Consider the following 13,008-nt stretch of genomic DNA (forward strand, 5'->3'; position numbering starts at 1 on the left):
CGCGCAGCGAACACCGGCGAGGAATCCAGCAGTTCCACCGCCATCCCCGCCCACTGCGCACCCTGACCGGGAAACACGAACACCGTCCGGCCGGCCACGTCGGCCACGCCGCGCACCAGCCCGGGCGACTCCCCGTCGGCGGCCAGGGTGCGCAGGCCCCGTATCAGGTCCGTGCGGTCGGTGGCGGTGAGCAGGGCGCGGTGCGCCAGCGGGGCCCGTGTGGTGGCGGCCGCACGCGCGACCGCCTCCGGCGTCAGTGCCGGCTCGGCCTCCAGGTGCGCGGCGAGCCGCTCCGCCTGGGCGCGCAACGCGGCCGCGGTCCGCCCGGACACGACGACCGGCACGGGACCGGACCGCAATCCCGGGTTCGGCTCCGCCGCCGCTTCCGCGGCCGCCTCGGCCGCCTGCTCGACGATGACGTGGGCGTTGGTGCCGCTGATCCCGAACGAGGACACACCGGCCCGGCGCGGCCGGCCGCGCTCGGGCCAGGGCCGCTCCTCGGTGAGCAGCCGCACTCCGCCCGCCGACCAGTCGATGTAGGGCGAGGGTTCGTCCACGTGCAGCGTGCGCGGCAGCAGCCCGTGCCGCAGCGCCTGGACCACCTTGATCACACCCGCGACCCCGGCCGCCGCCTGGGTGTGTCCGATGTTGGACTTCAGCGAGCCGAGCCACAGCGGGTCGCCCTCGCGGCCCTGGCCGTAGGTGGCCAGCAGCGCCTGCGCCTCGATCGGATCGCCCAGCGTGGTGCCGGTGCCGTGCGCCTCCACCAGGTCGACGTCCGCCGGGGACAGACCGGCGGCGGTCAGCGCGGTGCGGATCACCCGCTCCTGTGCGGGGCCGTTGGGCGCGGTCAGCCCGTTGGACGCGCCGTCCTGGTTCACCGCCGAGCCGCGCAGCACCGCCAGCACACGGTGGCCGTTGGCCCGTGCGTCGGACAACCGCTCCAGGACGAGCTGCCCGGCTCCCTCCGCCCAGCCGGTGCCGTCGGCCGCCGCCGCGAACGACTTGCACCGGCCGTCCGGCGCGAGCCCGCGCTGCCGGGAGAACTCCACGAAGATGCCCGGCGTGGACATCACGGTCACTCCGCCGGCCAGCGCCAGCGAGCACTCACCCGCGCGCAGCGCCTGCGCCGCCAGGTGCACCGCCACCAGCGACGAGGAGCACGCCGTGTCCACGGTGACCGCCGGGCCGCGCAGCCCCAGGGTGTAGGCGATCCGGCCGGAGGCGACGCTTGCCGTGGTCCCGGTCAGCACGTAGCCGTCCAGGCCGGCCGCGCCCTCGTGCATCCGCGGGCCGTAGTCCTGGGCCATCACCCCGGCGAACACCCCGGTCGTGCTGTCCCGCAACGACAGCGGGTCGATCCCGGCCCGTTCCAGCGCCTCCCAGGAGGTCTCCAGCAGCAGCCGCTGCTGCGGGTCCATGGCCAGCGCCTCGCGCGGCGAGATCCCGAACAGCCCGGCGTCGAACTCGGCCGCCTCGTACAGGAATCCGCCGGTACGCGCGTAGCTGTGGCCCGGCCGGTCCGGGTCCGGGTCGAACAGCCCGTCCAGGTCCCAGCCTCGGTCGGTGGGGAAGGCGCCGATCGCGTCGCGGCCCGAGGCCACCAGGTCCCACAGCTCCTCCGGCGAGCCGGCCCCGCCGGGGAACCGGCAGGCCATCCCGACGATCGCGATCGGCTCGGCGGCGGGCGCCGCCACGGCGGGCGCGACGCGCACCGGTGTCTCCGCCGCCAGCTCGGCGACCAGGCGCTCGGCGATGCGTTCCGGGGTCGGATGGTCCAGTACGACCGTGGCGGGCAGCCGTAACCCGGCCACCTCCGCCAGCCGCTGCCCCAGCTCCACCGTCATCAGGGAGCTGAAACCCAGGTCCCTGAACGGGCGCCGTGCGTCCAGTTCGTCGGCGGACTCCAGCTCCAGGGCCGCCGCCACCTCGGCGCGCACCAGCGCGCGCACCGCCTGCTCCCGCTCGGCCGGGGGCAGTCCGGCGAGTGGCGAGGCCGGCCGGGCGGGTGTCTCCGCCGCCGGCGCGTCCGGTACGGCGGGCATCGCGGCGCCGGTGGCCGTGACCCCGGCGATCCAGTGCCGCCGCCGCTGGAACGGGTAGGTGGGCAGCGGGATCCGCCGCGCCCCGGAGCCGGCGTAGAACCGTGCCCAGTCCACCGGCACACCACGGGCGTGCACCCGGGCCACCGCGGTGAGCAGCGACCGCAGGTCCGGTCGCTCCCCGCCGGTCATCGCGGACACGAACGCCACCTCCGGCGGCGCGCTGCCCGGGCCCATCGCGGACAGCGTGCCGTCCGGACCCAGCTCCAGGAAGGTGCGCGCGCCGCCCGCGCAGGCCGTGGCGATCGCGTCGGCGAACCGCACCGTGTCGCGGGTGTGCCGCGCCCAGAACTCCGGCCAGTCGAGGCCGGTCACGTCCAGCTCCGCACCGGTCAGCGAGGAGATGACCGGCAGGTCCGGCCGCCGCCAGTCGATGCGGGCCGCGGCCGCGCGCATCCCGGCCAGGATGCCGTCCACGTGCGACGAGTGACTGGCCATCGGGACCTGGATGCGCCGCGTGCGTCTGCCCCTGGCGGACCAGCGGGCGGCGATCGCCTGCGTGGCGTCCTCGTCGCCCGAGATCACCGTGGCGTTCGGGCTGTTGAGCGCGGCGACCGACACCAGCCCGCCGGTCCCCGCGACGTCCGGCAGCAGCTCCGCCTCGGACGCCTCCACCAGCACCATCGCCCCGCCGGGCGGGATCTCCTGCATCAGCCGGCCGCGGGTGGCCACCAGCGCGCAGGCGTCGGCCGGCGACATCGCCCCGGCCACGTGCAGCGCGGCCAGCTCGCCGAAGGAGTGGCCGAGGACCGCGTCCGGGACGATCCCCCAGCTCTCCACCAGCCGGAACAGCCCGACCTGGACGGCGAACAACGCCGGCTGTGTGTACGTCGGTTCGTCCAGCAGTGCCGCGTCGGCCGAACCCGGCTCGGCGAACATCACCTCCAGCAGTGGCCGCGGCAGGTGCGGGCGCATCCGCTCGCAGATGTCGTCCACCGCCGCGGCGAACACCGGGTGGCGCCGGTAGATCTCCCGGCCCATCCCGGGCCGCTGGTTGCCCTGTCCGGCGAACAGGAACACCGCCCGCCCCTCGACGGCCGTGCCGCGCACCACCCGCGCGTGCGCCGTGTCCCCGGCCAGCGCCTCCAGCAGGCCGGGCACCTCCCCGGCCGACTCGGCCACGAGCACCGCCCGCCGCTCCAGCGGGCGGCGCGTGGTGGCCAGCGAATAGGCCAGGTCCGCCGGTGGAGCGTCCAACTCCCCCACTCGGCCCGCAAGTTCCGCCAGGGCCGCTGGGGCTCGCGCGGACAGCGGCACCAGCACCGGGCCCTCGTACCGCCCGGCGTCGCGGTCCGGCGCCGCGCCGGGGGCGGGCGGCTCGGCCAGCACCACATGGCAGTTGGCCCCGCCCATGCCGAACGCGCTCACCCCGGCCAGCAACGGGCCCGGAACGGCGGGCCACGGCCCGGTCTCGGTGACCACCCGCAGCCCCAGCTCCGCCAGCGGGATCCGGGGGTTCGGGGTGCGGAAGTTCAGGCTGGGCACCAGTTCCCGGCGCGAGAGGCACAGGACCGTCTTGACCAGGCCGGCGATCCCGGCCGCGCCCTCCAGGTGCCCGATGTTCGTCTTCACCGAGCCGACCAGCAGGGGCCGCTCACGTTCGCGCCGCGCCACCGCGCCCAGCGCGGCGGCCTCGACCGGGTCGCCGAGCGGCGTCCCGGTGCCGTGCAGTTCCACATAGCTCAGCTCGGCCGGGGACACCCCGGCCGACGCGCAGGCCAGGCGCAGGACCTCCTCCTGCGCCTCCGGGCGCGGGGCGGTGAGCGTCGCGCCGCCGCCGTCGTTGTTGGTGGCGCTGCCCCGGATCACCGCGTGCACGGTGTCACCGTCGGCCAGCGCCGCCGACAGCGGCTTGAGCACCAGCACCGCGCCGCCCTCGCCGCGCACGAACCCGTCGGCCCGCTCGTCGAAGGTGTAGCAGCGGCCGTCCGGGGAGATGGCGCCGAGCGCCCGGGTGACGTCGTAGCCGTCCTGGGCGATGTTCAGGTTGACGCCCCCGGCCAGCGCCACCGAGCACTCCCCCGCCGCCAGCGCCCGGCATGCCAGGTGCACCGCCACCAGCGCGGAGGACTGCGCGCTGTCCACCACCAGACTGGGCCCGCGCAGCCCCAGCGCGTACGACACCCGGTTGGCGATCATCGCCCGGTTGCGGCCGGTGGCCGAGTACGGGCTCAGCCGCGTACCGCGCAGCCCGGCGTAGTCGTCGTAGGTGGCGCCGACGTACACCCCGGTGCCGTCCGCCGAGCCGCCGTCGCCCGGGACGATCCCGGCGTCCTCGAACGCCTCCCAGGACAGCTCCAGCACCAGCCGCTGCTGCGGGTCCAGTACGGCCGCCTCACCGGGCGGGATACCGAAGAACCCGGCGTCGAAGGAGTCGACCTGGTCCAGGAAACCCGCCCGCACCGGCTCACCGGAGGGCAGCACGGGCACGGCCGGGCCCTCCGGGTGGCAGCGCCGCGGACCGGGTTCGCCGAGCGCGTCCCGCCCCTCGCGCAGCAGCCGCCAGAACTCGGCGGGGTTCGCCGCCCCCGGCAGTCGGCACGCCAGACCGACGACCGCGACCGGTCCCCGGTCGGCAGCGTTACCCACTCGGTCACCCACCCGGGTTTCCCCTTCCACGTCGCCTCTCAACGAGGGCATGTCAGATCTGTCCGGGACTCACTCCGGACGGACAGCGTTCGCGACACAGCGGACAGGCCGGGACGGCCATGTGGGCGCACCCGGCACCTTCGGCCGGCGGGCGCGCCGCCGGCCCGGCCTGCGACGGCGGCAGGCCGACATGAACATCGGGGTTGTCCGTTCGTCGATCGCGGACGGGCGGTCCGGCTCCGGTGCTCAGGGACCTGTCGTGGTCACCGCACTGTGACCACCGGTCCCGGACCGCCACGGCGGTCCGGGTCACGGCGCCGGCCGCGAGCCGCGGGAAGCGGGCCGCTCAGGCCCGGACGAACTCCACCGGCACTCTCAGCGCCACGGTGTGCTTGTTGTTGTTGGCCCAGGGCACCGGGCCGGTCAGCCGTACCTCGGCGACCCGGTCGAGCAACGCGCCGAACAGCGCGCGCAGTTCGACACGGGCCAGATCCACCGCGAGGCAGCTGTGCGGCCCGTGGCCGAAGGCCAGGTGCGGGTTGGGGTCGCGGCGCACGTCGAAGGACATGGCGTCGGTGAACACGCTCTCGTCCCGGTTGGCCGACGACCACCACAGGGTCACCTTGTCCCCGCGGCGGAACCGCGCGCCCTGGAAGGTGAAGTCCTCGGTGGCCGTCCGCCGGTTGTACGGCGTCGGCGTGGACCAGCGCATCATCTCCTCGATCGCGCTGTCCAGCAGGGACCGGTCGCCGCGCAGCGCCTGCCACTGGTCCGGTCGTTCGGCCAGGGCGAGCAGGCCTACGGCGATCACGTTCCGGGTGGGCTCGCTGCCGGCCAGGGACAGCAGGTTGACGAACACCTCGCGCTCGTACTCGCGCAGCGGCGGCTCGTCATGGCCTTCGGGCAGGTCGGCGGCGGCGATCACGGACAGGAAGTCCTGTGCCGGGGCGGCCCGCTTCTCGGCGATCAGCTTGACGCCGTAGTGGTACATGGCCAGCAGCGCGTCCTGGCTGCGCGAGGAGGACTCGCCGGACTCGCGGTCCTCGTAGCCCATCACCACCTCGGTCCAGCCCACGAACTGCGGCCAGTCCGCGCGCGGCACGCCCATCAGCGCGGCCATGACCTCGACGGAGAACCGGCCGGCGACGTCGTTCTGGAAGTCGCAGGAGCCCTGCTCCACGACCTCGGAGACGATCGCCTCGGCGCGCTCGGTGACGGTGGGGGTCAGCGCGTCCAGCACGGGGCCGGTGACCGAGGGGGTGACGAGGTCGCGCAGCAGCCGGTGCCGCGGGTCGTCCATCATGTTCAGCATCGCGCCGGAGTAGGTGCCGGCGGGCAGGTCGTCCAGGTGGGTGCCGCCGCCCTCGCGGTCGCCGCCGCCCTGGGAGGACAGCAGCGGATGCGCAGCGGCCTCGACCACGTCGGCGTAGCGGGAGAGCACCCAGAAGTTCTCACCGTCGCGGGTGCGGCCGGGCGGGTGCAGCAGGACGGGCGCTTCCCGGCGGAGCCGGGCGAAGACCTCGTGCGGGAAACCGTCGCCGAAGCGGTCCTGGTCGCTCAGATCGAACCCGCCGAGAACGGCGGGTAATTCGCTTTGGCGAACCTCTGTGGCGCTTCTTAACAGCGGGATGGCGGGTTGTTCCAAAGACATGAAACTCTCCATTTTGCACTGACGCATCAAGGGACGCCAAAAGCATCAGCAGTGTCACCCGATCGTGGAAAAGCCGTCAAGTGATTGCCGGGCCCAACCAGTGTGAGGTAACGGACGTTTCAGCTGGACGTTCTTTGCCGTTTCCATGCCGCGTCGTTCAGTGGAGCACAACGTCAAGTCGCCACGCCGAACGGGCAGTTGACGAAAGGTCAATACCGAATCTCGACGAGGCGGCCCTCCGCGTCCCGCTCCGGCACCGCGGGAATCCGCTCCGCGATCCCGAGCGCGATCCGGTGCGCCGACCAAGCCGCGGCAGCGGCGTCGAGGACATCGTCCACCGGGACACGATCGGCCTCTCCGAGCTCGTCCGAGAGGACGACTCCGGCCTCGGCCAGCAGTGCGCGGCGCAGATTCTGGCCGCGCCAGGTCTTCTTGGCGTACGCCGGCGGGACTCCGCCGGCCAGGGCACGGAAGGAGAGCTCGGGGTGGGTCTCGTGGATGCGCTCATCGGCGAGCCAGCAGGCCCGAGCCTCGAGAAGTCTCGGCGCCAGCGCCCACGCCTGCCGGCTCAGCCCGCTCCCGGTGAGCTCCCGGCACCGGTGTGCGGCCGCCGGGTAATCGGTCTCCTGCCATGCGGGCCTCGGCGCGATGAGGAAAACGCTGCTGCGGCGCGCTCCCAGCAGCGCGCGGGCCGCGAGATCAGCGGCACGCGGGCCCCGCTCGACGAGCCCCAGCGGCATGTCCACGGCGATCGCCCGTACCGCACCGGCACGCTGGATCAGCGCCCCGAGGGACGCCGCGACCAGGCTCCCCGCGTACGCGCCGTCCGCGAGCCGGATCCCCACCCACCCGTGCCTGCCGCACGCGTCGATCCCCAGGACATCCGCGCCCACCGCCACCTCACCGACCTCATCACCCACGCCGACGCCGACCGCTGACGGTGCCTGACGATACGGTTGCGGCGAGCCGTACGGCCCGGCGCGACACGGCGCGAAGGCCGGAGCCGGCGGTGTCGCCGGCTCCGGCCTGGTGGCGGATCGCCTGCCGAATGGGAACGTTCAGCCGGTGAAGGCGGCGGTGCCGTTCGGGACACCGAGCCCGGACGGGCCGTCGTACCCGGTGGTGCCGGTGCACAGGTAGGAGCCGCCGCAGCTGCCGTTCGAACCGCTGGTGACGTCGTACAGCGCCGAGGTGTGCGCGTACGGGAAGGACGCCGGGGAGGAGCCGGAGGACGGGGCACCGCCCAGCGCGTAGGTCGCCGCGATCAGCGGGGAGGAGGCGCTGGTGCCGCCGAAGACCATCCAGCCGGTGGCCGAGCGGTAGCTGTCGTAGACCGCGACCCCGGTGTTCGGGTCGGCGACCGCCGACACGTCCGCCACCGTGCGGTTGGCACAGCCGGTGTCCTTCTGCCAGCTGGGCTTGGCGTCGTACTTGGAGCAGCCGGAGCCCGCGCCGCTCCACACCGTGTCGGTCCAGCCGCGCGAGTTGGACGCGGTCTTCAGGGACGTACCGCCGACGGCCGTCACGTATCTGGAGGCCGCCGGGTACTCGACGCCGTAGCCGTTGTCACCGGAGGAGACGGTGATGGCGACACCCGGGTGGTTGAAGTACGAGGAGTCGTACGTCGAGTCGCTGGAGGACTCGGAGCCGCCGTAGCTGTTGGAGACGAACTTCGCACCCAGCCGCACCGCGGTGTTCACCGCCGTCCCCAGGTTGGTCATGCTCGACGAACCTGCCTCCACCAGCAGGATCTTGCAGTTCGGGCAGGCCGCGCTGACCATGTCGAGGTCGAGGGATATCTCCTCGGCCCAGCCCGAGTCACCGCGCGGGTAGCTGCTGCCGCCGTTCTGGTCGACCTTCTTGAAGCAGCCGTTGGCCGTGGTGCAGGCGGACAGGCCGTACTGGGAGCGGTAGACCCCGAGATCGGCCTCGGCGTTCGGGTCGTCGTAGGCGTCGACGATGGCCACCGTCTGTCCCGAACCGCCCGTGGCCGAGGGCAGGTTGTACGCCGCCTGGAGCGAGGCGGGGCCGTAGCCGGAGGGCGCGGCGGCCGCGGTCAGCCCGCTCTCGGCGTGCGCCGACTTCGGGGTGCCCGCGGTGACCTGCAGGGCGTTGCAGGCCATCTCGCCCTTCTTCGTCGGGGCGGCGCAGGCGTGGGCGACGGTGACGCCATGGGACGGGGAGGCGGTGGTCTGGGCCGCCTGGCCGACGGGGGCGGCCAGGGCGAGGGCGGCCGTGGCGAGCGTGGCCACGGCGGTGAGGGAAACGGTTCTGCGCAACGTACGTCCTCCACATGGTGGGTGAACCGGGAAGAGCTGTGGGGGGTGCGCGGTACGACCTCGGCGCGGGGTGTGCGCCGTAGCCGCGCAGAACGTACGGATGTCGGGACCACGTCAACAAGATGAACGTTGAAGCGGGAACGTTCCTTTGCCTTTCCTGAGACCTTCATGTGCCGCCCATGGCCGAGCCATGACCGAAAACGGGACCGGCCATGGCTTGACCGGCCCGGTGACGGTCGGTCGCGTCACGACGGCGTCGACGGCCTGTTCGCTGCCGACGGCTGCGAGGGCCCGGAGCGCGGCAGGGTGGCGGAAGGATCTCCGGTCGTCGGCGAGCAGCCGGGCAAGGTGCGCTACGCACGCCGGCACCGGCGATCGGCGAGGGCCTCGGTCGCGGTCGAGCAGGTGCCGAGGGAAGCGTCCGAGACGGACGATCGGGCCAGGCGGATCGGCCCGCCAGATGATGTGCCAGTCCGTTGAGCGTCGGGGCGGCGATGGGCCCCGTCCCGCCCAGGGCGGATCGCGGCCCGTGCGACGTCGTCGCAGCCGTCGGCCATGACCAGCTCGCCAGCCGGCCGGCCGCCTCCCAGGTGGGGTGGGCGCCGAGTGCCCCCGCTGCCCGCAGGCGTTCCGCCTCCGCGGTGTCGTGCAGCGCCGCGAGCAGGACGGGTCGGGGCTCGGATGCGGCGATGAGTCCCAGAGCACGGACGGGCCCGCCGAGTGGCCGTACCCCGCGATCCGCGGCCCCAGATCGCCCCGGAACCAGGAGCCGGGCTCCGTCATCCAGTCGATGCGTGCTCCCGGTCGAGGTACTCCTCGACGACGTCCAGTCGACCGTGGGTGCCCGGCTCGGGACCGGCCGCTTCTGCACGGCGACACTCAGCACCGTCAGATCGTCAAACTCCGGCCGTGCGCCCGGAGGACGGGCCTAGCGGGTCAGTTCGTAGTCGAACCAGATCCGGTGCGTGCCATCCGTGTCCACCGCGATACCGCCCGTGCCGGTGATGCCCGCCAGCGCGCCGGTTCCGCTCTCGGGAACGATGACGAAGAACTCGTCTCCCCTGTCTTCTCCCAGGGTCGTCGCGGAGTGCGCGAAGTTGAAGGTGCCCGGCTGCCCGAGCAGCGTCCCCTCGAACGACTCCATCGCCACGTAGGTGCCCTTGCCCGAGGCCTGGTCGAACGCGGCGGTGAACAAGGTGGCGGAGCGCCCCACGACATCGCCTTCGTACTGCTTCTCCATCGTGGCGACCCCGACCGGCAACGCGGTTCGAACCGCCGGACCGTCCACCGCGGCCGCGGAGAAGTCGGCGACCTTGAATGTTCCTGAAGCTCGCATGCCGCGATCCTACGGCTCGTCGAGCAGCGACGGGCTGTTTCCGGCCGCGTCGCCGGCCGTGCCGGGTCCGCCGTGCCGACGCCGTCACACCCAGCCGCGACGACCCGCTTCCAGGCCGGCCGCGAACCGGCCGCGCGCCCCCAGGCGGTCCATCAGCTCGGCCATCATGCGGCGGACCGTGCGCAGCGACAGCCCGAGCCGCGACGCGGCGGACGCGTCCGTGGAGCCGTCGGCGAGCAGGCGCAGCAGCTCGCGCTCCTGGCGGGTGAGCCCCTGGTCGTCCCGCTCGGGGCAGGCGCCCAGAGGCGTCGCCCTGTCCCACACGGACTCGAACAACGCCACCAGCGCCGCCATCACACCGGGATTGGTGATCTGGATGGCGCCCTCGCGGGTGTTCTCCGGGTTGACCGGCACCAGTGCCACGCTCCGGTCGATCACCAGCATCCGCAGCGGAAGCGCCGGGACGGTCCGCACCTGTCCGCCCAGGCTGGTCAGCCAGGCCGCGTAGTCGGTGCTCACCGCGTCGTTGCGGACACTGTCCAGATACACCGTGCGCATGTTGACGCCGCGCGAGATGACCGCCTGGTCCAGCGGTTTGCTCGCCTCCAGGCTCTCGGCCGACTGGGCACCGCCCGGGTTGAAGGTGAGGCATTCATTGGTGGCCCGCCCGGCCAGGTCCCTGATGCGGGACTGAATCGCCTCCATGCCGACGAGCTCTTCCACCGCGCACCGGCTGCCGGCGTGGTAGAGGGCGTCGTACTCGTCGAATACGGTCGCGATGGCCGCCTGACATCGTTCGAACTCCTCCTGATGCCGGCGCAGTTCCTCCTCCTGACGGCGCAGCAGCGACTGCAGCCCTATCCTCGGGCTCACCGGAATGACCACTCCCGGTCCCGCGGACTCGATCAACAGCTTGAGGTCGGCAAGCCGGTCGAGTGCCTCGCGGAGCGTCTGCTCCGACATCCCCAGGTGCTGCGTCAGCTCACGGATCCCCCAGCGATGGTTGGTCAGCATCGTGCGATAGACGATCTCAGCCGTCGCATCGAGCCCCAACAACTTCAGCATGTTCGCCTCCCCCGTCGCAGCGACGCAGTCATCATGCCTTACGACCAGCGTTCGCTCCACCCTCCTGATAACCCCGAGGAACGCCGCGTGGCACCGAGCGGCCAAGGGCATCTTGCTGCCAGCCGAAAACCTGCCATTCGCTCCGCGCCGGGTACAGACTGTGGATCAGAAGGCCAGCCCGACTGCCGGGCAGCCCGTCGATCACGTTATGTCCGGGGGGTTTCGTGAATTCCGCTGCACACTGCGTCAGCCGCGCCGTCGCTTCGGCCGTCTTCTTCTGCGCCTCCTTCTCCGCCGCACCCGCAGTCGCCATGGCCTCTCAGGAGGCACCCTCGCAAAGGACAATGTCCACCGACGACAATCTGAATTGGGATTTCATCCGTTCCATTCCCGAGCAGCTGCGGGGAGAGGCAGGAGCGCTGCCTCCCCTCCACGTCGTCTGAGACCGGGGCACCAGGTGCACATGTCCGTCGCGACACTGCGGCCCGGCGGCCGGGCCGCCTGGCGAAATCTGGACCCTGTCGCTCTCCACGCCTGGCTGCGCAATGCGTCCACGGACCTCGACGCCCTGGAGCACATCACGGTTCGCTGCCATGGCGACCGTGCTGACCTGGTGTTCTTCTGCGCCGTGGACAGCCTGGACACGGCCTGCGCGGTGGCCGAGGAGGTCTGTCGCCGCGCCCTGGAGACCACCGGGCAACTGGCCGGGTGGGAAGCCTGCGTCGCCGTGCTGCACGACGGCGGGGAAAGCGCCGGATGACCACACGGCTGTGCCGACGGCAGATCGCCTGAACTGCGCGGAAGGCGGCGGAGAGCCTGGCCGTCCGATTGGGGACGACCGGTCTCCCGCCCGCCGGAGAACCGGAAGACCCGGCCATGTGCCCGAGTGCTCTGCCGCACTCGGGCACATCAGCCTGCCCACACCCGAAAGAATCCGGACGACCTCTCCCGCGTATACGTCCGCCCCTCATGCGGAGTCGACGGTGTCACACACCTGACTGTACGCCGAATTGCCGGCAGCTCATCCATGAGGCATCGAACGTTTTACGCAACGGCCATGGCGATTCACCGGACCGACCGGACGCGGTGGCGGTCGCGGTGCACCATATCGACCGGGTGTCATTATTGCCGAGCGCTCACCGGGAATTCGCCGTTTTCCTGTCCCAGCCGGGTATTACCCCTCAATCGCTTTTCCGGTGCGCTGTCCCGGCGCATGACCCGCGCCAGATCCTGCCGCAACGCGGCCCGTACCTCGTCGGCCTCGTCCTTGAGGTAGAAATGACCGCCGGCGAAAACCCGCATCGTGAACTCCGCCGTCGTCTCCTCTCCCCAGGCCAGCAGGCCGGCCCGGTCCACCTCGGGATCGGCCGTCCCCATGTACGCGGCGACCGGGCAGCGCAGCCGGGGACCGGGCAGGGTCCGGTACGTCTCGTTGAGTTCGAAGTCGGCCCGCAGCGTCGGCAGCATCAGCCGCAGCAACTGCCCTTCGTGCAGAAGCTCGGGCGGGGTTCCGCCGAGCGCGCCCACGGCGCCCAGGAATGCGTCGTCCCCCAGCGCCGAGTACGGCCGCCGCCGAGCGGGCAGCCGGGCGGCCCGCCGTCCCGACACGATCAGCAGCCTCGGCTCACGGCCGGCCCGGCCCGTGAAGCGGCGGGCCACCTCGTAGGCGAGGATCGAGCCGAGGCTGTGGCCGAACAGGGCATAGGGGCGGTCCAGATGTGGCTCCAGCGCCTCGCACAGCGGATCGATGACCTGCTCGACCCTGCGGTAGGGCAGTTCCCGCATCCGGGACTCGCGGCCGGGCAGAACCACCGGGCGCACGTCGACGTCCGGCGCCATGGAGAGCCGCCAGGGCCGGTAGGCGCTCGCGCCGCCGCCCGCGTGGGCGAAGCAGAACAGCCGCGGGGCGGCCGGGTCGGCGGCCACCCCCGCGTCGCCGCCGAGCCAGCCGCCCGCCGGCGCCGTGCCGTTGTGTGTGCTCGGCAT

8 protein-coding genes are annotated in these 13,008 nt (G+C 72.6%); 1 reads left to right on the plus strand and 7 read right to left on the minus strand.

What is annotated here, in order from left to right:
- The 6 genes from AB0L59_RS40430 to AB0L59_RS40455 all read right to left on the minus strand — a co-directional run.
- The coding region (locus AB0L59_RS40430; RefSeq protein WP_365592699.1) for a type I polyketide synthase at window positions 1-4,691 on the minus strand (4,691 nt) is incomplete at its 3' end.
- A gap of 346 nt (window positions 4,692-5,037) precedes the next feature.
- Window positions 5,038-6,342 (minus strand): cytochrome P450, encoded by a 1,305-nt coding sequence (locus AB0L59_RS40435; RefSeq protein ID WP_365592702.1) that lies wholly within the window; start codon window positions 6,340-6,342, stop codon window positions 5,038-5,040.
- Between the two features lie 209 nt (window positions 6,343-6,551).
- The gene (locus AB0L59_RS40440) at window positions 6,552-7,262 is read right to left on the minus strand and encodes a DUF429 domain-containing protein (RefSeq protein WP_365592705.1); all 711 of its coding nucleotides are present in this window, start codon (window positions 7,260-7,262) and stop codon (window positions 6,552-6,554) included.
- A gap of 138 nt (window positions 7,263-7,400) precedes the next feature.
- Window positions 7,401-8,621, minus strand: coding sequence for a peptidase S8 (locus AB0L59_RS40445; protein ID WP_365592708.1), 1,221 nt, complete (start codon window positions 8,619-8,621; stop codon window positions 7,401-7,403).
- Window positions 8,622-9,549: 928 nt separating this feature from the next.
- Entirely contained in the window at window positions 9,550-9,957 is a 408-nt protein-coding gene (locus AB0L59_RS40450; protein WP_365592710.1) for a DUF3224 domain-containing protein, read from the minus strand.
- 84 nt (window positions 9,958-10,041) lie between these two features.
- The gene (locus AB0L59_RS40455) at window positions 10,042-11,022 is read right to left on the minus strand and encodes a LuxR C-terminal-related transcriptional regulator (RefSeq protein ID WP_365592713.1); all 981 of its coding nucleotides are present in this window, start codon (window positions 11,020-11,022) and stop codon (window positions 10,042-10,044) included.
- Window positions 11,023-11,485: 463 nt separating this feature from the next.
- Here AB0L59_RS40455 and AB0L59_RS40460 point away from each other — a divergent pair, with 463 nt between their 5' ends.
- The gene (locus AB0L59_RS40460; RefSeq protein WP_365592715.1) at window positions 11,486-11,782 is read left to right on the plus strand and encodes a hypothetical protein; all 297 of its coding nucleotides are present in this window, start codon (window positions 11,486-11,488) and stop codon (window positions 11,780-11,782) included.
- Window positions 11,783-12,144: 362 nt separating this feature from the next.
- Here AB0L59_RS40460 and AB0L59_RS40465 read toward each other — a convergent pair whose 3' ends face one another.
- Window positions 12,145-13,008, minus strand: coding sequence for an alpha/beta fold hydrolase (locus tag AB0L59_RS40465; protein ID WP_365592717.1), 864 nt, complete (start codon window positions 13,006-13,008; stop codon window positions 12,145-12,147).

The sequence above is a fragment of the Streptomyces sp. NPDC052109 genome (assembly GCF_040680195.1).
Lineage (GTDB): Bacteria > Actinomycetota > Actinomycetes > Streptomycetales > Streptomycetaceae > Streptomyces.